The organism is Gluconobacter kondonii, from assembly GCF_002723995.1.
In the GTDB taxonomy this organism is placed as follows: domain Bacteria; phylum Pseudomonadota; class Alphaproteobacteria; order Acetobacterales; family Acetobacteraceae; genus Gluconobacter; species Gluconobacter kondonii.
Window position 1 is genome coordinate 1 of record NZ_BEWP01000011.1, and the last position, 22,996, is coordinate 22,996.

At 59.2% G+C, this 22,996-nt stretch carries 30 protein-coding genes; 7 read left to right on the top strand and 23 right to left on the bottom strand.

What is annotated here, in order from left to right; translation table 11 throughout:
- Positions 1-339 precede the first annotated feature (339 nt).
- Both GKO01_RS11620 and GKO01_RS11625 read right to left on the bottom strand, forming a co-directional pair.
- Positions 340-771: an ester cyclase gene (locus GKO01_RS11620; RefSeq protein ID WP_062106965.1), complete on the bottom strand. Its 432-nt coding sequence runs from the start codon at positions 769-771 to the stop codon at positions 340-342.
- Positions 768-1,391, bottom strand: a complete 624-nt coding sequence (locus GKO01_RS11625) for a DUF2239 family protein (RefSeq protein WP_244901439.1) — start codon at positions 1,389-1,391, stop codon at positions 768-770. The genes GKO01_RS11620 and GKO01_RS11625 overlap by 4 nt, the downstream gene beginning before the upstream one ends.
- 71 nt (positions 1,392-1,462) lie before the next feature.
- Here GKO01_RS11625 and GKO01_RS11630 point away from each other — a divergent pair, with 71 nt between their 5' ends.
- A complete protein-coding gene (locus GKO01_RS11630) occupies positions 1,463-1,831 on the top strand; it encodes a GIY-YIG nuclease family protein (protein WP_231878015.1) in 369 nt (122 codons plus the stop codon).
- Between the two features lie 59 nt (positions 1,832-1,890).
- Here the strand turns inward: GKO01_RS11630 and GKO01_RS11635 are convergent, their stop codons facing one another.
- The 3 genes from GKO01_RS11635 to GKO01_RS11645 form a co-directional block, all read right to left on the bottom strand.
- The gene (locus GKO01_RS11635) at positions 1,891-2,799 is read right to left on the bottom strand and encodes a hypothetical protein (protein WP_244901440.1); all 909 of its coding nucleotides are present in this window, start codon (positions 2,797-2,799) and stop codon (positions 1,891-1,893) included.
- Positions 2,800-2,942: 143 nt separating this feature from the next.
- Positions 2,943-3,182 carry a helix-turn-helix domain-containing protein gene (locus GKO01_RS16550; protein ID WP_099287176.1) on the bottom strand — a complete coding sequence of 80 codons (240 nt, stop codon included), beginning with the start codon at positions 3,180-3,182 and terminating at the stop codon, positions 2,943-2,945.
- Positions 3,167-3,823, bottom strand: coding sequence for a hypothetical protein (locus GKO01_RS11645; protein ID WP_099287177.1), 657 nt, complete (start codon positions 3,821-3,823; stop codon positions 3,167-3,169). The genes GKO01_RS16550 and GKO01_RS11645 overlap by 16 nt, the downstream gene beginning before the upstream one ends.
- Before the next feature lie 192 nt (positions 3,824-4,015).
- Between GKO01_RS11645 and GKO01_RS11650 the strand changes: the two genes are divergently transcribed.
- Positions 4,016-4,609, top strand: coding sequence for a nuclease-related domain-containing protein (locus GKO01_RS11650; protein WP_099287178.1), 594 nt, complete (start codon positions 4,016-4,018; stop codon positions 4,607-4,609).
- Positions 4,610-4,621: 12 nt separating this feature from the next.
- Here GKO01_RS11650 and GKO01_RS11655 read toward each other — a convergent pair whose 3' ends face one another.
- The 16 genes from GKO01_RS11655 to GKO01_RS11725 form a co-directional block, all read right to left on the bottom strand.
- Positions 4,622-4,987 carry a hypothetical protein gene (locus GKO01_RS11655; RefSeq protein ID WP_099287179.1) on the bottom strand — a complete coding sequence of 122 codons (366 nt, stop codon included), beginning with the start codon at positions 4,985-4,987 and terminating at the stop codon, positions 4,622-4,624.
- A gap of 67 nt (positions 4,988-5,054) precedes the next feature.
- A complete protein-coding gene (locus tag GKO01_RS11660; protein ID WP_099287180.1) occupies positions 5,055-5,450 on the bottom strand; it encodes a hypothetical protein in 396 nt (131 codons plus the stop codon).
- Positions 5,450-5,821, bottom strand: a complete 372-nt coding sequence (locus GKO01_RS11665) for an ABC transporter substrate-binding protein (protein WP_099287181.1) — start codon at positions 5,819-5,821, stop codon at positions 5,450-5,452. Before GKO01_RS11665 ends, GKO01_RS11660 begins: the two co-directional genes overlap by 1 nt.
- Before the next feature lie 86 nt (positions 5,822-5,907).
- Positions 5,908-6,399, bottom strand: a complete 492-nt coding sequence (locus tag GKO01_RS11670; RefSeq protein WP_099287219.1) for a MucR family transcriptional regulator — start codon at positions 6,397-6,399, stop codon at positions 5,908-5,910.
- A gap of 282 nt (positions 6,400-6,681) precedes the next feature.
- Entirely contained in the window at positions 6,682-8,730 is a 2,049-nt protein-coding gene (locus tag GKO01_RS11675) for an ATP-dependent helicase (protein WP_099287182.1), read from the bottom strand.
- Positions 8,727-9,398: a hypothetical protein gene (locus GKO01_RS11680; RefSeq protein ID WP_099287183.1), complete on the bottom strand. Its 672-nt coding sequence runs from the start codon at positions 9,396-9,398 to the stop codon at positions 8,727-8,729. The genes GKO01_RS11675 and GKO01_RS11680 overlap by 4 nt, the downstream gene beginning before the upstream one ends.
- Positions 9,395-10,375: a DUF3991 and TOPRIM domain-containing protein gene (locus tag GKO01_RS11685; RefSeq protein WP_099287184.1), complete on the bottom strand. Its 981-nt coding sequence runs from the start codon at positions 10,373-10,375 to the stop codon at positions 9,395-9,397. The genes GKO01_RS11680 and GKO01_RS11685 overlap by 4 nt, the downstream gene beginning before the upstream one ends.
- A 576-nt stretch (positions 10,376-10,951) precedes the next feature.
- On the bottom strand, positions 10,952-11,107 hold the full coding sequence (locus GKO01_RS15995) for a hypothetical protein (protein ID WP_167383473.1): 156 nt from the start codon (positions 11,105-11,107) through the stop codon (positions 10,952-10,954).
- Positions 11,108-11,118: 11 nt separating this feature from the next.
- Positions 11,119-11,340: a hypothetical protein gene (locus tag GKO01_RS11690; protein WP_099287185.1), complete on the bottom strand. Its 222-nt coding sequence runs from the start codon at positions 11,338-11,340 to the stop codon at positions 11,119-11,121.
- Between the two features lie 92 nt (positions 11,341-11,432).
- Positions 11,433-11,783, bottom strand: a complete 351-nt coding sequence (ssb, locus tag GKO01_RS11695; RefSeq protein WP_099287186.1) for a single-stranded DNA-binding protein — start codon at positions 11,781-11,783, stop codon at positions 11,433-11,435.
- A gap of 26 nt (positions 11,784-11,809) precedes the next feature.
- Positions 11,810-12,331, bottom strand: a complete 522-nt coding sequence (locus GKO01_RS11700) for a hypothetical protein (RefSeq protein WP_099287187.1) — start codon at positions 12,329-12,331, stop codon at positions 11,810-11,812.
- Entirely contained in the window at positions 12,328-12,678 is a 351-nt protein-coding gene (locus GKO01_RS11705; protein ID WP_099287188.1) for a hypothetical protein, read from the bottom strand. Before GKO01_RS11705 ends, GKO01_RS11700 begins: the two co-directional genes overlap by 4 nt.
- 54 nt (positions 12,679-12,732) lie before the next feature.
- Positions 12,733-12,861, bottom strand: coding sequence for a hypothetical protein (locus tag GKO01_RS16485; protein WP_264784645.1), 129 nt, complete (start codon positions 12,859-12,861; stop codon positions 12,733-12,735).
- 195 nt (positions 12,862-13,056) lie between these two features.
- Complete coding sequence (locus GKO01_RS11715; protein WP_099287189.1) at positions 13,057-13,464, bottom strand: hypothetical protein; 408 nt, start codon at positions 13,462-13,464, stop codon at positions 13,057-13,059.
- Positions 13,465-13,536: 72 nt separating this feature from the next.
- Positions 13,537-14,217, bottom strand: coding sequence for an LPD29 domain-containing protein (locus GKO01_RS11720; protein WP_099287190.1), 681 nt, complete (start codon positions 14,215-14,217; stop codon positions 13,537-13,539).
- Between the two features lie 188 nt (positions 14,218-14,405).
- Entirely contained in the window at positions 14,406-16,274 is a 1,869-nt protein-coding gene (locus GKO01_RS11725) for a ParB/RepB/Spo0J family partition protein (protein WP_099287191.1), read from the bottom strand.
- 221 nt (positions 16,275-16,495) lie between these two features.
- On the opposite strand from GKO01_RS11725, the gene GKO01_RS11730 reads away from it, so the two are divergent.
- Positions 16,496-16,750: a type II toxin-antitoxin system prevent-host-death family antitoxin gene (locus GKO01_RS11730; protein WP_099287192.1), complete on the top strand. Its 255-nt coding sequence runs from the start codon at positions 16,496-16,498 to the stop codon at positions 16,748-16,750.
- Positions 16,747-17,160, top strand: coding sequence for a hypothetical protein (locus GKO01_RS11735; protein WP_244901441.1), 414 nt, complete (start codon positions 16,747-16,749; stop codon positions 17,158-17,160). The genes GKO01_RS11730 and GKO01_RS11735 overlap by 4 nt, the downstream gene beginning before the upstream one ends.
- Positions 17,161-17,371: 211 nt before the next feature.
- On the opposite strand, the gene GKO01_RS11740 is transcribed toward GKO01_RS11735, so the two are convergent.
- Positions 17,372-18,427, bottom strand: coding sequence for an SDR family oxidoreductase (locus GKO01_RS11740; protein ID WP_218017437.1), 1,056 nt, complete (start codon positions 18,425-18,427; stop codon positions 17,372-17,374).
- 130 nt (positions 18,428-18,557) lie between these two features.
- Between GKO01_RS11740 and GKO01_RS11745 the strand changes: the two genes are divergently transcribed.
- A complete protein-coding gene (locus GKO01_RS11745; RefSeq protein WP_099287193.1) occupies positions 18,558-19,475 on the top strand; it encodes a LysR family transcriptional regulator in 918 nt (305 codons plus the stop codon).
- Between the two features lie 464 nt (positions 19,476-19,939).
- Here the strand turns inward: GKO01_RS11745 and GKO01_RS11750 are convergent, their stop codons facing one another.
- The gene (locus GKO01_RS11750; protein WP_059431499.1) at positions 19,940-20,410 is read right to left on the bottom strand and encodes a MarR family winged helix-turn-helix transcriptional regulator; all 471 of its coding nucleotides are present in this window, start codon (positions 20,408-20,410) and stop codon (positions 19,940-19,942) included.
- 163 nt (positions 20,411-20,573) lie between these two features.
- Between GKO01_RS11750 and GKO01_RS11755 the strand changes: the two genes are divergently transcribed.
- Both GKO01_RS11755 and GKO01_RS11760 read left to right on the top strand, forming a co-directional pair.
- Entirely contained in the window at positions 20,574-21,596 is a 1,023-nt protein-coding gene (locus GKO01_RS11755; protein WP_099287194.1) for an alpha/beta hydrolase, read from the top strand.
- A gap of 638 nt (positions 21,597-22,234) precedes the next feature.
- On the top strand, positions 22,235-22,963 hold the full coding sequence (locus tag GKO01_RS11760) for a glyoxalase superfamily protein (RefSeq protein WP_244901442.1): 729 nt from the start codon (positions 22,235-22,237) through the stop codon (positions 22,961-22,963).
- Positions 22,964-22,996: the final 33 nt, after the last annotated feature.

Sequence of the window (22,996 nt, forward strand, 5' to 3'; positions counted from 1 at the left end):
CGCGCGAACCCTTCAGGGCCGCCCCGATCCTTCTTTCCGCCTGCCCTTCAAATCACCCAAGGATCGGTATCGCAGAAAGACAAAAGACCGCTCCCTACCGCCCTGATCTCTTTCTGTAAGCGTCCGAGAATTGCACGATTGACGGCTGCTTACGCCCTCGTTTCAGACGCCGGAGCACCGCCTCAAGTCTCATCAAAGCGGACGCGTTTGATAAGGCACACTTGGCCTTATGCCAGAAAGAGCTTTTCCGCATATACCTTGAAGATAGCGCTTCCCCTAAACAGCAATCAAACCAATATTATATCATCCTGTTTTGCGATGTCCGCAAACCAAACAGCGTTATTTGTTACGATGCAGTTGCTGGAAGACCCCAAGTCGATCTGTGATTTGCCAGTGTCCGGTTAAACGCTCGTTGTTATCGAAGGTATAAACCGTTGCCCCGGACATACTTATCAGTCGGTCGGTCGCCGGAAAGCCAGGTAGATCACCCGTATGAGTGCCGCTCCATAGCCAGGTCATCACGATATTCTGGCCGTCGGCAAACAATTCCTGAATATCAAACTTCTGGTCAGGGAAGGCCGCTCTTGATTTCTGGACCCTATCCTTGAAGCCGGCGCGATCAAGTGTTTTGCCATCCCACGGATCACCGGGGTCATGACGGATCGTGTATGCCTCCGCAACGTAATCGTCAGATGCGTCCACCTTTCCTTCGTCCCAAACGTGGTGAATAAAAGCAGCGAGACGTAGTTTGCGTTGATACGTCGTGGTCATTGCTGTTCCTCTATGAGAGGTTTTTTTAAAAGCTTCATGGCGTGATTACGAACGTCCGGTGGCCAAGTTGTCATCCGGCTGTTGAAAGCTTCGTAATCGCCAGCGAACAGAGCGCGGATCGCTTCTTCGTAACCGGCAAGGTCACCGGCCAAGGCGGACAGGAAGCGATAGGTACGCTCATGCGCTGCGTTGCGATCGGCTTTTCCGCCATTTGTACGCCGCGCTTCGTCTACGATGCGGCGTAATGCTTGCGACGCTCCACCAGGCTGCTTTGCCAGCCATTCCCAGTGACGCGGCAGCAAAGTCACTTCGCGCGCGACCACGCCTAGTTTAGGGCGTCCCCGGGATCGGCTTGGCACATGAGTGTTCTCGTTCTGATGTCCAGACGCAAGCGCTTCCGCCTCGCTGGCCCCGGTCAACCGCGTGACAATCTCCGCCGTACTGCCTCTGAGGTCGAGGTCAATGACCGCGCCGGACAAGTCGTTGAATGTCAGAATGGGGTCCTGCGCTTCAGCCTCTATGGCCTTGATCATCAGGGCTACGTCGATCAGTGCGCCCGTTGCTATCTGGCGGGTTCCAGCGAAGGCCGTGCATGGAATGGAAAAATTTGTGCTCATCATCTTAATTAGAGCCGGGTATAAAACCCTGTCAATATACCCGGGTAATATTGTGGGAGGTGAGTTTGAATGATATGATGCACGCTCTTGAGAAGGGACATCATATGAAAGCGAACGAGCGAAAGGCTGCCATCGACGCCTACAAGGAGCGGAAGGTCGAAGCTGGCATCTATCTCATCCGATGCGCAGCATCTTCTCATACGTGGGTCGGTAGTGCCCCTGATCTTTCGACTATTCAAAACCGTCTCTGGTTCACGCTGAGAAATGGGAGCAACCCGCACAAATTACTTCAGGATATGTGGGTGACACATGGATGCGAGGCATTTGATTTCGAAGTGCTAGAGCGACTGAAAGACAATGATAACCCCGCTTATATTCGAAACATCGCCCTCAAGAACCGTCATACTCATTGGATCGAAAAACTGAACGGCATCCGCATATAGCGGGCATTTGCAAAACAAAAGGTTTCGGGATGAATACGAACGCCTGCTTATAACAGGCTTCAATCAGAAAGCGGACAGTCTCCATCCCCCAATAAGCCGTTGGCGCTTTGGGGAAACGGAAGCAGTTCGCTGAGACGTGCGGCTGGATATTCATCGATCATGCGCGTCAGCCTGTCGCGCAGGATCGCAGCGTGTCGTCTCCGGACGCTTACCTCTTTCTTCATCTTCCTCCTCAGAACCTTCCGCTCCTGGCGCGCTTTCCGTCTCTTCTTTTCGCTGGCCTTCCAGCGGTCCCGCAGGACAGCCCGCAGCTCCGGGCACGCGGCACTGATCTGGCCGTAAGACTGACGCCGGAACCGGGCAACGCCGCCGAAGCGGTCGATCCCTGCCAGCAGGGTGCTCCTGCCGATCTCCGGATAGAAGATCACGCCAACGCCATCCTCCGCATCGGGTGTTGAGGGCAATCGAAGGAAGAGGGTGGCGAAGCCGTCCGTTGTCTCAACCCATTCCGGCGCTGGCCCTGCCTGTTGGCGCAAAGGCATCAGGTCAAAGTGTGGACAGTTCTCGGCTATGGCTACCGAGAGAGGCGGAGATCTGTGCCAGAAGCTGGCGCTACAGCCCGGCCAGTCTTTTGTGGCGTCTGTCGGAAACAGGATTCCGAAGACTGTGATGAGATCCGCTTCATAGACAAGCTGCCCGCCCTGCCATTTGACGAAGCCCGGATCATCAAAGCAGTCGAAATATTCCATGCCCCGGATACTGACGTCCGGATACTCGTCGGACAGGCCATGGCCGTGGTCAAGGAACGACGTTCCGATCCCGCTTTCGAGGGTCATCACCAGTGTGGTGTCGTCTTCCCACGTCATCTGATCCAGCGCGCAGGTGCGGTAGGCGCGTTCTTCTGCGATCTGGCGCAGACGATCCTGCGGTCCTGTGAGGGTAAAGACGGTTGTGACGTGAGTCGCCATGGGGAACATCCTTTTTCATTTTCTGGATGCTTTCCTGCGGGCGCAGACGGCTGGCCGGGACAATGGCGCGCCCTCCAGGGCGCGGGCCGCGTGCGGCCGGACCATTGTGGCGACCGGACGGCCTGTGCTGTCCCTTTCTGTCTCTACTTCGGCTCGTCTCTGTTCATTCCGCTCGATATGCCACTCTCGACCTTGAGAGCAAAAAGTTCCCAGAAGGCCGGATGCATGGTGCGATCACCACTTTCCCATCGCTTCCAGGTCAGGGGTGTGACGTGAACAAGAGACGCAGCGCTCACCTGTGTCAGGCCCGCATCGAGACGGGCTTGACGGATTGCCCGAGGAGAAATGCCCTCGACGTCAGCCGCCCTCAATAACCCAGCCATGCCCGCTTGAAATGACCTGCCTGCTTAAGTCCGGCCTTCGTCCGATTAAGGCTAGCGATCAACGTAGCGTCGGCCCGCCCCTGCGGCGAGAGGTCGAAGTCTTCGCCGTATTCGCCGATTTTATCCATACTGGCTTCGTCTATTTCACAGCGACCGTCGGGAAAGATCCAGACACCTGACAGGATACGATCCCCGGTTCTGTGCTGTAGCTCAATGCGATCGGAATAATGAGGAATGTCGTCACGCATCGCAACTGCCCCCGTTTCGTCATGCCGCATCGAGCACTCTGTCGCGATTTCAAACCCGTCGTCCAGCTTCACACTGCCGAGATTGCGCGTCTCACCCGTTGAGAAATGCCAGCCTGACAGAGCCAGTCTGTCCACTTCGGTCTTTCCGACCTTACGAATGGCCTTCGCGACATCGTCGGCCGTAGGCGTAACCCCAAGGAAAACAGCAACCCTTTTCGTGACGGCGCTGTCTTCGAGCGAGAAATAGCCTTGCGACGGCGCAGCCAGGAGCAGGACCCTTCCTTCCTCATCGCGCTGAACGCCATCTGTCACCCGTCCTATCGCTTCGACGGTGGCGCGACGCTGCACTTCCTTTTCAAGTTCGCGCATCCGGTAAGTGTCAAACTTTGGCATGGAAAGATCCTCGCTTTTGAGATCTTTACTATAGTATCCATTGGATACTATTCAAAGAAAAAAACGGCTGATCTTAGATTTTTATCAAATCTTTCAGTCGCAGACGACATGCGTAGTCTGAGGTCATGATCGGCTACATGAGGGCATGCGCGTGATATTACAGGGCTTCTATATATCTGAGGATCTTCTTGAATGGTTCGCCTGAGGCTGAAGCCCCGGGGTGGGCCTTCGCGCATCGAGCGGAGCGACAGTGCGCACGCGGCCTGGAAGAGCCTTCAGGCTGAACTCAAGGGTGCTAAAGGCGAGGACAGGATCCGCACCCTCCTGAAAGAACTGGGACGGCCCAGCCTCCATGACGTTCACCTTCCCAAGGCCTCTGGTGATGGCACGACCCAGATTGACCATCTCGTCCTTTTGCCCCGTGGTCTCATGGTCATCGAGACGAAGCACTTCGCAGGCCGTTTGAGCGGGCATCCGAATGACGAATACTGGCGCCAACGTCTTGGGAAGGAGGAAGAAGGCCGGCTGATCTACAGCCCCGTCCGCCAGAACGCAGGCCATTGCGCGGCGGTCCGCGCCATCACCTCGCAGGCCTGTCTGGATGTGGAGATCCTGAGCCGCGTAGTCCTCACCGGACGCGCCAGCCTCAGCCCGGCCCTAGAGTCCAGTGTCAGATCGCCGGACGCTCTGGCAAACGAACTGAGACAAAGTGGCGAAGAGGCTTCAGGAGTGATGATGGGCGTGTGGCAGAGGATTGTGCACGTCGCCCGTCATACAAGAAAATAGGCGCACAGTGCCTTAGTCCGTGCCAATCCCAATCGCGGCGGCCGTATATCGGGTTGTCGGCAGGATCCGGACAACCGCCTCACCGCCAACATCAGAAAGATACAGCAGCCCGTCCTTCGGACAGCCCAGGGGGCGCCCATCCGGATCAAGCACCAGACGCAGGCTGGCGATCGGGCTGACTTCATAAACGTGATGCTCGTCCCAGGAGACGAACGCATGCGTCCGTCCCTTTTCGACCACGGTATGCAGCGTTCCCGGGAGAATACCTCGGGTTTTCTGCTTCAGACGCTCTGACATGAACTGACCAACAGCCTCTTTCTGCTGCTCGGTCAGGCTCTCATATGTGCAGGGGGCGGGATAGATCGGTTCACCAGTCACGCGGCCAGTCCTTCCTTGCTGAGATGGATAAGGAAAGCGCCAAAGGTGCCTCCCTTATCGGGACAGGTCAGTGTTTTGCCGAGGCCTGGCGTTGTTCGTCAATAAAGTCAGTGACGTCTTTGAGGACGCCATCCGGAATTTCCTCACCGTCATCAAGATCGACTTCCAGACCGTCGGCCGGTGCCTCCGTGCTCCCCGCAGACAGACCGAGACAGAGATCCGGATCCTCAGGATCGTAATCGACCCGCACAGCCCATCCATCCGACAAAAAGACGAAATCGCTGAGCAGGCCGTCATCCTCAAGATCGTCGCCATCCTCAGCCTCGTCGGCGTCTGACGGCAGATCGGAGGCCTTGCAGACACCCGCATACAGGCCGGGAAAAGCCGTGTTCAGCGCATCCACAACCTGCTGGGTCTGCGGACGGAACGGTCCGGTCTTTGAGACCGGCATGACATCACACATCAGTTCAGCTTCCAGCAGGTGGAGGTCACATGCTGACTGAAGGTCAGGCGTGTGTTGCCATTGTGATCACCCATCAGCTCGCACCGTACCCAGGTATAGGGCTGTGCCGCGCCGTTGTCCTTCTGAAGGATCAGGATATTGCCTTCCTCGCCGGCGCTGGAATGGATGAGGTAGTTCTTATTCAGAAGATCCTGAAGACTGTCAGGGATGACTTCGAATGTGGTTGGGACAGAGGCCGCATGGCCTCTGGTCATGGGTGCCGGGGTCGCAATCCCCATACTCCCAAGAGCCGGATCAAGGGCCATGGCGGGCGACAGGGCAGCGGCCGTAAGGCCTGCTGCCAAGGCGAAAGAAAAAAGAAAACGGGTCACGGTCTGTCCTTGCAGTTCACTGGATCTGAAAAGATCGCTTTACTCTGCAAAGGTAAAGACCGCTTCTGCGACTTCCCAGAAGAGACTCAGACCTTTGCAGGACGTCCGCGCCGCTTCTGCGGGATCTTCCGGACCTCGACCTCGGTTTCTTCCGGCTCGGGTGCAGGCTGGCTCCGGCCACCTTTCACGATCCCAAGACCGATCTTATGCGCCAGCGCGGTCCGATGACGGGAATAGCCCGGAGCCGTCATGGGATAGTCGCTCGGCAGTCCCCATTTCGCGCGGTATTCGTCCGGTGTCAGGTCAAAAGCATTTTTGAGATGGCGCTTGAGGAGTTTCAGCTTCTTTCCGTCTTCGAGACAGATGATGTAATCCTCGAACACGGAGCGCTTCGGATTGACGGCCGGGACCAGAGCTACCGGGGCCTCTTCAGGCGCCTGGCCTGCGGAGGCAAGGGCTGCATGAACACTCCGGATCAGCTCGGGAAGCTGCTCTACCGGGGTGTCCTGAGCGCTGACATAGCTCTTAACAATACTGGCTGTCAGATAACGAAAATCTGTCTCAATGCCTGAGGTCACTTCAATACCTTTTTTCAAATCTCAACTGAGCAGTGTGGCAGTCTATACGAAAGATAACCTGATGCATCACTGAGGCCGCGTGGTTCTTTGCATGGGCGGCGGGGGAACGCCTCGCCCCAGGTGGCGATGCTCGGAGCAGTAATGTGTATCGCCCTTCACTCCGGTAAACCCGAAAGCCGCCCCCTTCCCGCAGACCTCGCAGTCATACAGCCAGCCAGACTTCGTCCTGCGCAGGCGGGACGTATAAGGCCTGTCGTCAGACCCGTGATGATCGGACATCCCTTAAAATCCCATCGCATCGAGAGCGGCCAAGGTGTGCCGGAACCGGCCCCCTGTCTCTCTTGTCTTCGATTGCCCCTGCTGGCGCAGCCAGCCTGTCACGCGATGCTCGGCAGGGATTTCCTCAATGAAGCCTGACGGCCTCGCTGAAACACCCTGACGATAGCCGACACTGCTGATCGTGGCCTGCTGCATGGCGCGGGTCAGCGACACATAGGCCAGTCGGCGCTCTTCCTCATAGTTCCGCTCGCCCATCCCCGGAAAAACCGTCTCCTCCCAGGCAGGCAGGAAGACGTGGGGAAACTCCAGCCCCTTGGCCCGGTGCATGGTCATGAGCTGCACCCGATCACGCCCGCGCTCATTCGGTGAGGCCGTGGCCAGGGCTGCGTGCTCCAGAAGATCCTGAAGCCGGGTAAAGCCCTCGGCCAGCCCGACCAGCTCGGACAGGTTCTGCAAGGCCGTCTCCCCTTCTTCGGACGCGGCCTCCCGCCACATCGTATAGTAGCCGGTCTCCTTCAGGAGCGTATCGAGGCGGTCACAGAGCCGCATGTCCGGGATCTGCCCGATCCGGGAGATCGTCTCACGAAAGGCCAGCAGGCTGTCACGCACTTTCGCTGGCAGCGTTGCCGTGGTGACGGCCGCACACAGGCTCAGGCCGCGGTCCTGCGCGTCCTGCTCGATCTGGCCAAGCGCCTTGGCGCCAAGGCCGCGCCTGGGCACGTTGGCCACGCGACGGAACGCCTCATCGGACTGGCGGCTGTCCGGACAGGCCGCCAGCATCAGGAAGGCGAGCGCGTCCTTCACCACGGAGCGGTGATAGAAGCCGACATCGCCGATGATTTCGTAAGGGATCCGCGCCTTGAGCAGCGCTTCTTCCAGGGAACGGGACAGACGGTTGATCCGGTAGATCATCGCCATGTCGTGCCAGGCGACGCCTTCTGCCGCACGACGTCCCATCTCGGCCGCGATCGCGTCGGCCTCATCTGACGCATAATCGTAGGTGAGCACCTCAATCTTCTGACCATCGCCCTTCTGGGTAAACAGCGTCTTCGGGATCCGGCCCGGGTCTCGCGCGATGATGGCATTGGCGGCCTGGAGGATATGATGCGTCGAGCGGAAGTTCTCTTCGAGCTTGAACAGTTTCGCTCCATCAAACTCCCGAACGAAGTTCCGGATGAAGCCGATTTTGGCCCCACGCCAAGAATATATTGATTGCGAATCATCGCCCACGGCAAAGAGTTCCCGTGAGTATTCAGACATATAGGTGAGCCACAGCATCTGTGCATGGTTCACGTCCTGAAACTCATCGGCCATCACGGATGTGAAGCGCTGCGACCACCTGGCACGATAGGCTCTGTCGTTCATCAGCGCCAGTGTCGGCCACATCAGAAGGTCGGAAAAGTCGGCGGCATTCTGCTCGCGCAGGGTGGCCTGATAGATCTGGTACAGACGAACGGCGAACTCCCAGCCTTCGACATCGACCATCTGTCGGGCGGCACGGCGACGCTCGATCAGCCCGCGCACCCAGGCCGGTGCGGCCTCAGGTGTCACGAGGTTTTCCTTCATATGCCCGATCCGCTCGCCCATCTTCTTGACCTGCCGAACGTCACACTTCTTGCCTGTGTCCGGTTCGGGCACAGTGTCGGGGTCCATGGCCTTCATGAGGCGGCGGATCAGCGCTGTGGCATCGTCCGCGTCGCGGATATCGAAGCCGGAGTGTAACAGTGCCACCTCAGGCTCGGCCCGAAGCTGCCGCGCGCCGAGGCCATGAAACGTACCGAGCCAGAACGGAGCCTGTCCCTCGCCCAGGACACTGGTGATGCGCTCACGCATTTCCTGCGCGGCCTTGTTGGTGAAGGTCACACACAGGATCTGCGACGGACGCATCCCATACATCTGGATCCGGCACGCCACACCGGCCGTAAGCGTCTTGGTCTTTCCCGTTCCGGCTCCGGCCAGCACAAGAACCCGGCCAAGCGCCATGGCGGCCTCACGCTGCACAGAGGTCAGCGGATCCAGAACCGGAGCGAGGGTCTGCGGATAAGAGGTCATGCCGGCACCTGCTCAACGGGATAGACTTCAGACGCGACGGGATCCTCGACGGGAACGATATTGCTGCTGTCGGTGAAAAGGGTCAGCGGATGATAGAGGTTAAAGCCCTCATGAGGACCATCCCATCGTCCAGCAATCACAAGGGCCAGTGCGCGGTTCAGGCCGCTACCCAGCCACACAAGCTGATGCGGAACCGGCATTTCAGGCGCTTCAGGATCCGTACAGCCGAGGCGGCGCGCATGATCCATCCAGATCGCCGAGGCCTTTTCATGGCCCAGCATGTTGAAGGTCAGGCCGGTCTTGATAACCATATGGTCGATATGCTGGCGGGCCGCGGAGCGGGTGTCGTTATACATCATGACGTCCTCAAAAGCCTTGGGGCAGGCTGACAGGGTGAGCGTTGGGAGTTCAGGTCCGTTCAGACGGACGATCGTGGATTTTCGGGTGAAGACGATCAGCTCGCCGTCGCGGTCCCAGCCGTCGTTCAGGCGATCGCCGCCGATGACGACCCCCTGCACCAGACCTTCGGGCGTCTGCGCCTCACAGAAGACTTCAGGGGCCGAGGTTCTCAGACCGGTTCTCTTCCAGACCCTGATGGCCTCTGCGTCCTGCCGCCACAGGATCAGTGTGACGGCCTGCCAGCTCAGACGGGATTTGCTCTGCTTCATGCCGCCACGTCCTGACGGGCGCGGCGCTGCAGAACAGCGTTCCAGTCCTTGTCTTCGCCTTTGGGCGAGTACCGCAGGGGCTTGAGCCCGGCTTCGCGGATCATGGGCGCATAGATCTCTTCGTAACGGTCGCCCTGGGCATCGCCGTCCACGACGATCATGACGCGGCCGCCAGCCTCGATCGTACCAAGAAGAGCACGGAACTCCTCCATCGCTTCGGGGCTCATGCCGCCTCCGGTCGAGACATACAGGCTGGGGTCTGCGAAGAACGGATCCATGGCCGCATAGGACAGGACGTCGATGCCGGACTCACCGATGACCAGACGAACGGGCTTCACTCCTTTTTCGCCAGTCCTCATCCGAAAGAGCATTTTGCCACCGCCGCCCGAGGAGAAACCACGATATTCCGGCCCGCGCATCTCCATGCCCGTCAGCTCGCCCGCATTGTTGTGATGGGCGAACCAGGCCGTGCCCTTCATGCCTTCACGCAGGAGACCCTGCTGGTTCGCGAGATGGAGAATACGTTCCGGCAAAGCCCGGTCGCGGGTCAGATAGGTCCAGGCAGCCGACCCCGGCTGGGGAGCCTGACGGTTCTTCCACATATAGTTTGGATCGCGTGCGGGTTTGCGCTCTTTCGGCTCTGCGATGTACTCAGCCCCGCTCGGCGTCAGGCCAAGCATTCCACGGAGTTCCACGCGTGCGTTGCCAAGGGACATCCCGGGATTGAGAAAGCGGACCAGGTCGATGACCGAGCCTTTGACGATCGAAGACGAATTGTGCGGATCCCACCAGCCCTTGCCGCCATGGGTCACGATGATGCTCTCGCCCTTCTGGCGACGGAAACGCATGTGACGGGCCGAGCTTTCGGAGCGGACGAACCTGTAACCGGCCTGCTCCAGAACAACGATGCAACTGATCTCGTCACGGAACTTCTGGAGTTCCTCGTTCATCTGCTGGGGCGTGTTCTGGTAAGCCATGGCGGAATATCCTCCCGAACGTCCGTTACTTTCGATCTGTGGAAAGTATAGTAAATATACGTCACAATATCCAATGAATACAACGGAATATCGCGGAATATATTTACTTGATTGATTGGAATAGTTCTTGCGTCCCGAGCGACAAAAACCAGTTTTTCTTGTTCGTCCTGCGGGGGTTTCGGGGGCAGCGCAGCCCCCGGTGTTGCCGCTGAAAGGAGATGTGTGGAGACGTTTTTCTCGTCCCGTCCTGCCAGGAACACGACAGTTGCGGACCGAGGGTGTCAGGACCGGAAGACTGCGGATCGACAAAAGCGGGTTGCGGGCAGCGCGGGACAACGTCTTGCGATGAACGCGGCCCTCTTTTGACGAAAGACGCGGTCTGTAGCCCGAAGGGTTGTCTTGAGACCCTCGGACCGTGACTGTCACACTGATCGCATGACGGCGAGGTCGGAACACAGCTCCGTGCCACCCCGCAAGGGGTGGTTGAAGCGGCAACGTCTGATGGTTCGGCATGAACGGATCCTTCAAGAAGTGTCCCCAGTCTGCCCGTGCCATCTGCGACTAACGCACTCTGCCTCAGTTTTTTTTCGAAGACCCTGTGTCGGCCATCCCGTCTTCGTCCTTCTTCGTCTGCCCTTTCTGTCGCTCCAGTTCCGCCAGTGTCCGTCTCACGGCCTGCGAGAACCGCGTCTTTCCCTCCCAGAAACGGCGTGAGTACGCGCGGCGGTTCATGGTCGCCATCCTCATGCCACACCTTCCGGACGATCGAGGCTGTCCAGGAGCTTTTCCTGCGAGCGGCGGCGCAGCGTCGCGGCCTTGCGGCGGAAACCGGCCGTCAGACGCGATGGCAGCATGAGGGACTGATCCGTGTCTTCTAGGAACACGGCCTCTGCCATCAGGCGGGCGCTCAGGGCGCGCGCCTGACTGCGGGGAACTGTGAGGGGAGCGGGCGTCGAATAGAACATAAAGCCTCCTGAAACCCGTCTCATTCAGGAAGCGGGTATAAAAAGACCGGCTGCATGGCCGGTTTGCGTGCATGTTTCGAAGAAAGAGGACGTCAGCGTCCCGGATCGGTAAGGATCATCACATCTCCGTCCTGGGCGCTCACGACGATCTCGGTCTCAGGGGGCGCCTGATCTGTGCGGGGACGGGGCTCGTAAGCGCCGCGCACGAACACGAGCTGGCCCTTGCGGGCGCGTCGCTCCAGAAGATCTGTCAGAAAGTCGTTGTGGCAGACAATCCTGTGCCACACGGTCTGAGGGACACGGCGACCGGTGTGCGTGTCGGTACGGTGGCTGTCCGTCGCAAGACGGAAGAGAGCCACGCGGTGTCCGTCCTGCCCTGTGCGGATCTCCGGATCCGCACCAAGGTTGCCAATGACGATGGCAAGGCTGAGGGTCTGAACCATTGTTCTGTCCTTTTCGCTGGCCCGTGTCAGAAAAGCTCGGCCTGCACGGGCGCGGCAGGGGGAGACTGATGTGTGGTTGGCAGGGCAATCCGGAAGCGGTCTGCAAGACGCGCCAGATCGGCCCGGTCGCGCGCCTCCTGCTCGGCGGCAAGGGCGCGCGTGTAGGCCTCGATCAGGCCGCTGCCGATGAGGCGGTTGCGGATGTCGCGCTCGACGTCCGACCAGGTCCAGGCCGGATCGCCATAACAGCCGTACAGGACGATGCCGCGCAGGAAGCCCAGACGCGCCTGTGTCGTAGAGAACTGCGCCCCCCAGAAGCCGTGGATGTCGTAATGGGCGATATGCCCGAACATCTGGCTCAGGCGGTTGTAGAGCGTGCGGTTCCATGCGCTCTGCGGAAACCCGCGTGCGATGAATGACAGCAGCGCGTTTCCGATCTTCGCCTTCTCGGCCGCGTCGCTGAACTGCGTTGCCGTCAGGCCCTGAGGCTGGATCGGCGGCCGTCGCAGCGCGGGACACGCGATGGACGCTGGCTCAGGCCCGTTCATGAGCGCACCTCATGGGCGAGCATCGCCTCGACCTGAGTGAGGTAGGCTTTGAACGGCGTCTCTTCAGGAATCACCCTGATCCAGTGTTCGGTGCCCAGAGACCCTTTCCAGCGGGCGTCGCAGAAGCCCTCGGGATGATCGCTCCCACGCTCGGGTGTCACAGACACAAGAAAGGAGGCGTCCGGGTAGTCGTCGTGCAGGCGTGCACCGTATTCGGCTACTGCCGCCCGGATCCCTGCAAGGTCAGCCGCCTCGATCCGTTTCTGTCTGTAGCGGTAGGGGGATGAACAGGAGATGAGGCTCCCGTGAGAGGCCGCAGGGATGGCGGCCAGGGTGTATGTCGGCATGGTGATCTCCACACAGGACACGGCCGCCCGTGAGGGCGGCTGATCTCGGATCGGTCAGAGAAAGGCGGGAAGCACCACCACCAGAACGATGAAGGCTGCAAACAGCGCTGCACCTCCTACGAAGCCCGCGACTTCGAGCCATTCTGTGCGGTTGCGGGGACGCAGATCGGAAATGTCGGCCATGTCATTCTCCTTTTTTCTTCCATGACCCTTTCCGGCGACCGCAGCGGGGACTGGCTGGCAAAGGCGCTGCAACGCAGCGGGATCGGACGACCCGCAGCGCAGCGAGGACACGGCCGACCCACCCTTTGCCAGACAGGCTCCGGTGTGGTGCCTGCCCTCCCTTTTTCCCCTTCCCCCTTTTTCTTTTCCCGTCTCCTACTGCGCGAGGTTGGCGACCTGTCGCGCCAGACGGGCACAGAGCGCGCGCGTCACAGGATCGTCCTCGTCCACGATGGCCCCGGTCAGGACAGGCAGAAGGCGGCGCGCTTCAGGGGCGGAGAGATCCAGATGCCAGCACGCACCGAGCTGCGTGGCCACGGCGTCCGGCTGATCGACCGGGCGGACAGATACGGAGACTTCGTTACCGTCCACGTTTTCAGGTTCGAGAACGGCCTTCTGACCGTCTGGCAGGCGAACCGGGCGCAGCCCGCTCTCGCTCGCCTCGTCGGCCGTCGCGTCCAGCACGAGCTGACCGGCTGCCTCGGCCGTCTCGGCCTCGACCTCAAAGTTGACGCGATCTGAGAGAAGCTGGCGCTCGCTGAGCGTCACAATAAAAACGGGCATGTCAGGCTCCAGAAATGGAAAAGGCCGCCCCGGAGCGGGCGGCCTTGAAGGGCGGACGAAAAAAGAAAAGGCTCAGTCGCTCACATATTCGGAGCTGCCGAACACGTCCTGCCAGGGACTGTTACTCGTCAGGTGGCAGTCAGACTGCCAGTCGTAATATCCGGACTTGAACCGCGAGGTGATGGCCTGGAGGGTTTCGGTCGCCGTCTCGTTCAGATCCTCCTCGGTCTGCACGGTCACACTGCCGTAATCGCGTTTGCGGACGGAGAACTTGACCTTCGGGAACGCCTTTTTCAGCATCCGACGGATGTTTTTGGCGGCCAGCGTGCCACTGCTGTCGTCGCCCTGCTCCAGATGGGCATAGTCCGGATTGACGCGGAGTGCTGCGACCTCAGCGGCATGTTCCGCTTTGGCGCGTGCCTCAGCCGCGACCTTCTCGGCCTCCACCTCTGCGGCATGGGTGCGAAGGAAGGCGATCTCTTCAGCGCTCGCCAGTCCCTTGTCGGCTTCGATCCGCCACTGGACACCGCGCAGAATGGCCTCGGGCAGACGACGGGAGATCGAGCCACAGGCAAAGACGATGTCATAGGAGGCGCTCCCGCCCGACACGATGGCCCCGCCACGCGACAGGGACCGGACGGTGGTCGGGCTTTCCTTGCCATGAACGGCCATGACGATCCCGGCTCCCCGGCTGTAGAGATGGGTGTAAACGCGGGTGCCGACCTGAACGGTAACGAGAGAGGGGACGAACATCGTCTGATCCTTTTCCTTTGGATTTTCGTGATGTCTTCTCCAGCGTCAGCGCGGGACGGCCGGGTCAAAAGCGGCGCGTGCGCCGGCACCGGAGGCGGCGCAGCCGGTGAGGAGCCACCTTTTGACCCGGACGGAGCGCGATGGCAGCGCCCCTCCCCGCCTTTCCTTTTCTTTCCCCTCTCCCGGCTTCAGGCCACGACCACGATTTCGAGATGGTCCCGCATGAACTGCATGGCCTCGTTGTGCTCCGTCTGCTCGGGCTCGATCTCAGGCGCTTGCAGAGAGAAGGTCTCTTCGGAGTCAGGCTCCGTCACCGACATGACAGGGCCGCTCGAAAGGTCGGCCTCATCATCGGCTGCTTCCTCGAAATCATCTTCAGGCATCTCGTCCAGGTCCTCATCGTCCACCACGCTCTCCAGCTCCCGGATCTTCTCCTGTTTTTTCTTCTGCTTTTGCGTCCAGACGTCCTGCGCCTGCGCAAACGACGCGACCTCGGGCAGCCAGTGGCCTTCCCCGACATGATTCATCAGGGCCGCACGCATCTCCTTGCCCGTATTCTGCGGGGCAAGGCCTTCGGCCTGCACGGCCTTGGTAATGCCGGGCTTGCTGTAGCATTTGAGGAATGCCTCAAAGGCCATGCTCGGCATCTTCTGGTCGGCTCCGAACAGAACGCCCACGAGCTGCGCGGGCAGGCCGCTGCCGCTGTGCATCGACACGTCGCAGTTCAGGACGCTTTGCAGGACGGTGACGGCATGGCGGCGGATCAGCTTTTCATCGCGGACAAGACTGCCTTCGGGGAAGAGGTCAGCCATCGCGAGCGTGCGCGCGGTTGGTTCTGACCAGTTGTTTCCGCTGGCATCACCATGCACACGGACGTTCTCGGCTTCCAGCGCCAGCAGAAGGGCGGCGATCAGCTCCCACGGATCGGCCGTCTCGGACACGTGGCCGAGGGCTTCGCGCAAAGCGACGGTGCGGATCTCGCCGATCATCTTGTGGCCGGTCCCGGAGACGTCCGGTCGCTCTTTCGGGGCCTCTGGCGTGGCAGGGCTGCCCGAGTAGTCAACCTTCGCGGCGCTGTAAGGACGGCAGCGTTCTTCAACGATCTTCAGGGTTCGAGGATTGAGGCCGTAACCGATGACCTCCCCCTCCTGTGTCGCCATCCAGGTGCCCATGGTGATGAAGCCCTCGGGGGCGCGGGCATATCCGTATTCGTCAGAAGTCAGGACGATGGAGTTTTCGGGCCGCTCGTTGTCCAGCCAGTCCTGCTGTGCGGCCGCGTAAGCCGAGGCATCGAGCGTATAGCGGCTGTCTGTGTTGGCTTCGGCAAACAGATCCTCCATCCAGACAATGTTGTGCTTGCGGGCCAGCTCGTCGCCGAACCGGGCATCGCGGGCGTACCATTCCTTCTGTTCGAGGTTCCGGGCCAGCGCGCCCCAGGCCACGGTGTCTTGCGGATCTTCGGCCTTCACGCGGTACTCGGCCGGATCCTCGTCGTCTTCGACGCTTTCGGAAAACATTTCCGCCCATGCATTACGCTGCTCGTCCAGTGAGGCCTGCGCGATGATTTTGCGCTGCCGCTCGTCAGGGCCTCGGCCGAGGGCGATGGCATCCAGAATAGGCGGGTACAGCTTCGCCAGCAGACTGAGACGCTTGAGATAGCTCGGCGTGACCATCAGGGCGGCACAGACCTGCGGATCTGTATAGCCAAGCTGCTCACGCAGGCGGGTGACGCTGTTCCACTGTTCCGGCTCCGTCATGTCCAGACGGACGAAGTTCTCGCTGACGGCGGCCAGGGCATCGAGATCTTCACTCTGATCGCCGACATATACGTCGATCAGAGGAACACCTGCATAGATGGCGCCTTCCGTGCGTCGGTGGCCTGCCACGATCATCAGGCGTCCGTCTTCCAGTTCCCGGACGGCCGGAGGATGGAGGATGCCAATCGCCTTGATATTCAGGGCGAGTTTGCGCAATTCCTCCAGACTGCCGATGGAAGAGCGCGGATTGTTCGGGTTAGGCACAAGGGTTTTCGGATCGACGCGGCGAAGCTCGGCCATGGGACGCTCTTTCTATAATTTTTCAGATGTCCCTCCCGCGTCACGGGCCAGCCAGCCGCGCAAGGCCGCGCGCAGCGCGCCCGGCCTGAGCCTTGCGCGGCTGGCTGGTTCGTGAAAGCCCCTCTTTTCCTTCTTGTCCTTCACCCTTTCAAAGCACTCTTCCTTCGGAAATTGCATCAAATCTGTAAATGCTGTATTTTACACAAATAAAGGAGAAGGACATGCGCACATTCTCGACAAGCGATCTGTCCCGCAAATCCGGAGACATCATTGCCAGTGCCCTGCAAGGGCCAATTTCAATCAATCAGCGCGGCAAACCACGGTTGGTCATGCTGAGTGTCGAACAATACGAGGCATTGGTAGGAAGCGCACCAGAGCGTACTGCCGGTGCCACTACGGAAATGCCTCAGGATCTGGCTCACGACGTAGCAAATGCGATTGACGGGTACCTGCTGGAAACCCGCACAGAACCATGAGCCAGACTTTCCGGCCCGGCATGGTGCTGCGGTATCCTTATCTCTGGCACTGGCAGAGCGGGAATGGCGAAACAGAAGGACGCAAGGATCGTCCAACGGCCGTGGCCGCAGTCTTTATAGGTCGTGATGATCGTCAGTATGTCCTGCTGCTGCCCCTGACGACAAAACAGCCGTCTGCAACCCGCATCGCGGTTGAAGTGCCGACCACCGAAAAGAAGCGTGCTGGCCTTGATCAGGCGTTGCGTCAGTGGATTGTACTCGACGAGTACAATCTGGATCCGACTGCCAGCTCATACTATTTGCAGCAAACCTCATCCATTGGGCAGTTCAGTGACGCGTTCATGCGTCCTGTACTGACGCAATTCAGGGACCTTCTGCCTACGGCACGGAGCATTTCTCGCTATCCGTAAAGTGACCGCTTCCGCCTCATGTCGGACATTCCAGCGATCGTTGCAGGTGACCAACAGCCGACATTGTCGCACAAAGCAACATAGAACGAGTTTTGGGACGTAGGCGATGGTTGCCTTTCGGCAACCAGATTAGGCGCGATTTGGAGCTACCACGATACGGGCGGCGTTCCCGGTAAAATGCAAACATCGCCAGACAAGGAGGCAATGCAGATCAGGGGATGACCTTCTCGGCGCGCAGCTGCTCAAAGAAGGTGCGGAACATGTCCTCACTGTCGATGCAGCCATCGAACCCGGCCTTGCGCACCTTAATGGTGCTGGAGACGTTGTCGAAGCCGCTGGAGAAGATGAAATCGGCGAAATTCCAGGCGACTAACTTGTTATAGGGAATATCCTGTAGGCTATATTTTTTGACGATGCTGGCCCACAGATCGGCCTTGTCGCTCATGTAAGACGCTAGCGGCATTGGCACAGGCTCGGCCGTCTCCATGTCGAACATCTTAGCGATGCGCGGCCACATATACTGCCAGCGGAACTGGTCACCGTTCGTCAGATTGAAGATGGAGTCCTTGGCGGAATCGGTGCGGCCTGCCCAGACGGTGCCGTCTGCAAGCACGTCTGCGGCACTCACCTGATAGAGTGCTCGATAGGCCTCCGGTGTACCGGGGAAGCGCAGTGGGATGCCCAACTCCTTCGAAATCGCAGCATAAACGGCGATTGCGACGCCAAGGTTCATCGGGTTGCCGGTGGCATAGCCGATGATCGCCTCAGGCCGCAGCGCGGTCCAATGCCAGCCTTTACCGACCTGTTGACGACGCAGGAAATCCTCCTGATCGTAGTAGAAGTTCGGCGACATGAGGCGCGGATCGTCCTCACGAGCGGGTGTCTTAAACGGGCCGAGATCGGAGCCGTAGGCCTTGCCTCCCTGATAGAATACGACGTGTTGGAGCGTCTGCGACGCTTTCTCCACGACCTCGACTAGATTCTGCAAGATCGCAACATTGACTTGCGAACGTTCCGTCGCACTGGCCTTTTCGATGTAAGCAGCAAACACGATGTGGGTCACGTCGGCGAGGGCGCTTAGCTTGGCCTCGACAGCAGCCCGATCGAGCAGATCTACCACGATGCCCTCGACGCCCACGGGCAGGTCCGCGTTTCGACGCGACAGGCCATAAACCTTCGTGTTAGGCACTTTCGACCAGGCAATGGCCGCAGCCTTACCGGAAACGCCATGTACACCGGCGATCAGGACAACATTTTTTATACTCATTTTCATTCCTCGTTGAGGCGGGCTTCGCCGGAGAACACGCGCGATTGCACACTTTTGACAATCTATGGCGTTGAGGTATTCGTGATAATCGAGCTTTATCGGGATACATTCTTGCGGCAAGAGCAATATTATGGCCGACCAGCTGACCGATTTCATCACCTTCGTCCGCATTGCTGAGGGCGGTAGCCTCACTGGAGCCGCAGCGTCGCTTAACCAATCGCTGACTGCCGTTTCACGGCGCCTTGCCGGACTGGAAGAACGCTTGGGCGTGCGCCTCGTCAATCGCACGACGCGCACGCTCTCACTGACCGATGAAGGTAAGGCATTTTATGCGCGCGCTGCCCGCATCCTTGACGATGTAATCGAAGCCGAGGCCGAAGCGTCCAGGGGGCAGAATGTGGCTGTCGGGCTGTTGCGCGTGACGACGACTTTCGCCTTCGGCCGGCGCCATATGGCGAGACTGATCCACTCCTTCGAGCGCGATCATCCGCGTGTGAAAGTTCACCTCGATGCCAGTGACAGGCTCGTTGACCTGATAAATGAGGGCTTCGACGTCGCAATCCGTTTTGGTTCGCTCGCTGATTCTAGCCTCATCGCCCGCACTCTTTGTCCAAACGAATATGTGCTCTGCGCCGCCCCATCCTATCTCGATCGGAAAGGGCGACCTAATGCTCTAGATCTTCTCGGAGAACATGACGCTATCTTGTTCGGAACTCCCCCATCTGACATCTGGACCTTTGCCGACGGCCGCCAGATCAGAATGCGCGGCGACCTGACAACCAACGACGGTGATCTCGCCCATGTCTGGGCGCTTGAGGGGGCCGGCATTATTATGAAGGCCATATGGGATGTAGCTGACGACATCCGATACGGTAGGTTGGAGATCGTGCTACCGAGCGTCCGAATTCCGAATGCTCCGATCCATGCGATCGTCCCTCATAGCCGCTTCGCTTCTGCGAAAGTGCGACTATTCATCGAGTTCCTCTCGCGACAGCTTCGCGCTAAATGGGAGAATGAGGTTGCACCGATACTGTTGCGTTCTAAGTAACGGCTGTAATTTTTTGATCTGAACTTCGCTCGTCTCGATCGTTTACCGTTCTCTAAGTCAGAACCAGCTATCGGGAGGTTACGATTCAAGTATGTTTGGCAGGGCGTGTCGGTAGCCGTCATGAACGGGAGGTTATTAATGGCCGCTTCCGGTCATTCCTTCCCGATAACCGACATTCCGTTTACCCCCCCCTAATCCGCCTGTCAGTTCAGTGATACAGGAGCAGACAGGCAGGATACGCCTCATGTCGGACGCCAGAACGTCGGCCTTCGCTTCTCTGAAGCAGACGTGTTCATGGCTTGCGAGAATAGGCTGTTGCCGATCACGACCAACATCACGAGCATCCAGCCTAAAATGCGCGGTATGTGCCGGCGGCCAAGTGCGATGACCCCGCTCGTCTATGTTAGGGCGTAGGGGAACTCAAGACCAGTCTCTCTGGAAATGGTTATTGACGGGTGACAGGCTCAATGATCGTCGGACTTGCAGCCCGGGGCACGCGGAGAGCTGACGGCTTGGCGCAGCCGGTCGACCCGATTACGCAAGTCCCGCAGTTCGGTGATCGACAGCCCGGTCGCCGCTAACACACAAGCCGGAATCGTCTCGGCCTGAACGCGCAGGGCCCGACCGGCCTCCGTCAGACGAACGCGCACCTGTCGTTCGTCCTTCTGGTCGCGGGTGCGTTCCACAAGGCCAGCGCCCTCCAGCCGCTTGAGCAACGGCGTCAGGGTGGAGCTGACCAGATCGAGTTGTGATCCGATTTCGCCGACAAGTCTGCCGTCACTGCCCCACAGGACGGTCATTACTAGATATTGCGGATAGGTGAGACCGAGCGGCTCGAGCAGCGGTTGGTATAGCCGATTGAAGGCGTGGCTCGCGGCATACAGCGAGAAGCACACGAAATTCGACAGATCAGGTGTGGATGGGTCTTCGTTCATATCGTCCTCCATAAGTAGAGCCATTATATCGCACAATATCAAATCTTGGGCGATGTTAATGCATGGGAGTCATGCATTTTCTGATATTGAGCGATAATGTCGCGCACGATATTGATGTGCCTCACAGGCCGATCGCAGCCTGATCGATACGGAGTTTTCCATCATGAAGTGCCTCTCCACAGCCATCGCCTTGGCTACCGCTATTGCCGCTGCCCCCGCGCTCGCCGCCCCCGTGCTAGAGCCCACGACCCAGCATTTCCTCAACGGCCTCGCCGACGCCCACGCCCCGGCCATCCCGTCGCTGTCGCCGCACGATGCCCGTGCGCTACTGGACGGCGCGCAGGCGTCGGTGAAGGTCACCGCTCCCTCTGCTCGGATTACCGATCGCGTGCTTCCCATTGGCCCGACCGGCAGCACGCGCATCCGGATCTATCGCCCGCTCGACGCCCCGAACCATGCGCCCGCCATCGTTTATTATCATGGTGCCGGTTGGGTGATGGGCGGCCCAGCCAGCCATGACCGCCTCGTGCGCGACCTGGCGGCGGGCAGCGGTGCGGTGGTGATCTTCGTCGATTACGAACGCTCGCCCGAGGCGCGTTATCCAACTGCGATCGAGCAGGATTATGCGGTTCTGGAGTATGTCGCTCGTCATCCGGTCGAATTCGGGATCGATCCATCCCGCATTGCCATCGCCGGAGACAGCGTCGGCGGTAATATGGTTGCGGTCGTCTCCGCCCTCGTTGCGGAGCGGCATGGACCCAGGCCCGTAGCCCAGCTCCTGTTCTATCCGGTAACCGATGCCGCGATGAATGATGGATCCTATCGCGAGTTCGCCGGTGGCCCCTGGCTGACAGCGAAAGCCATGGATTATTTCTGGAACCAGTATCTGCCTGCCGGTACTGACCGCGCCCAGCCGCATGTCTCGCCGTTGAACACGCCGGACTCCATCCTGCACGGGCAGGCGCCAGCGCTAGTCATCACAGATGAAAACGATGTCCTGCGTGACGAGGGCGAGGCCTACGCCCGACGCCTGGTCGAAGCCGGTGTGCCTGTCATAACGACCCGATATAACGCGACGATCCACGATTTCGTTATGCTCAATGCGCTCGCCAAGACGCCGGCATCCACCGCCGCAATCGCCCAGGCAACGCATTTCCTGCGCGATGCCTTTACGAAGGCAAAGTAAAAGAACGGAGGCGGTCTGAAGCAATTTCCTCCAAAAAGAAATAGCGCTTCAACCTCGCGCCAGCCGCAGTTTCTGCTCCGTCCCTCAGGCACTGACCATGAACCTATCGCTGGCATGACGAGTGCATATATGCGGCGTCTCACGGGGCGGGCAGCTCTCCCCCGACGAAGTAGGTGATCTTCAGGAGACGCCCATTTGTATCGTGAAAATCGATTGCGCGAATGACCGATTTTCCGGTCCTACCGCCCAACTGCCGACATTCCGTTTCCCCCCTGATCTGCCTGTCCGCTCAAAAAACGTGAAGCGGACAGGCGGCAGACGCCCTCATTCCTGCCGTTTCGGCAACCGATCTGGTTTCCTGAAAGCAGACATCGGCATCGGCCATCGATCTTGCTGCAACGTTCATGTTCTGGCTATGGGCCCTGAGCTATATGTCTGGCGCTCTTGTCTGAAGACGTATTTTCATGCACCGTGCGAGCGGGCTTTTAGCGCAGCCCGCCGCCTGCGCCGGGATAGATTTCTGGTTCGGTGAATGCGTTGATCCGTATCTGCACATACCCTTCGGATGTGGCGAACGGAAGTCGGGAATGCAGGCTCTGACCACAAGCCGTTGTTCGTCACTGACGGAGACGTGACTAATGCAGACCCCAAATCCAAAGACTATGGCCCGCATTTTGCGCGAAGCACTTGCGGAACGGCATGTGAAACTTAGCCATTCTGCCTCTCTGGAGCTGGTTGCTAAGCAGTTGGGCTACAATGACTGGAATGTCGTGGCCGCCCACCTGGAAGCCGATAAAACAAGAACCGAACCGACACCTTATGGATCAAAGGACGGAGACAGACTTCCGGACGGATGGTTTGCAAGCGGTCGCTCTGATCTGTTCCGCAGCAATCTTCTGGCTGGTGACGGTCCTGAAAATGGACCAGCCCTCCTGATCGAAAACCGGACATTGCGTGTGCCCACAGAGGCTATAAAGCCCGGGGATTTTCTGACAGTCATGCAGCGCATCTCTGCGAGGCAGTATTGCGGCAAACGGGTGAGTCTTCGTGCGCAGATAAGATGCACCAATGCGACCGGCAGCGGTCGGATATGGATCTCTGCGCGCGGACATGGTCGGGATCCTCTGGAGTTTGATAATCTCGGGCTGGACGGAGGTTTTGATGGACCGGTCACGGGCACGACAGGATGGGTGAGCCGGCGTGTTACGATAGGGATCCCTGATACCGCAGTATACATAGCCTTCGGAATTCTGTTTGGCTCCGGAACTGGTAGTTTCCGAGCCGCGGATCTGTCATTCGGCCTGGCGGAGGAAGACGAGCGTCCAAGGAAACTCCCGGACAAGCCGCATAATCTCGATCTCGCGTGATTATCTGATTCAAATGATTCCGGCCTGTTTAGG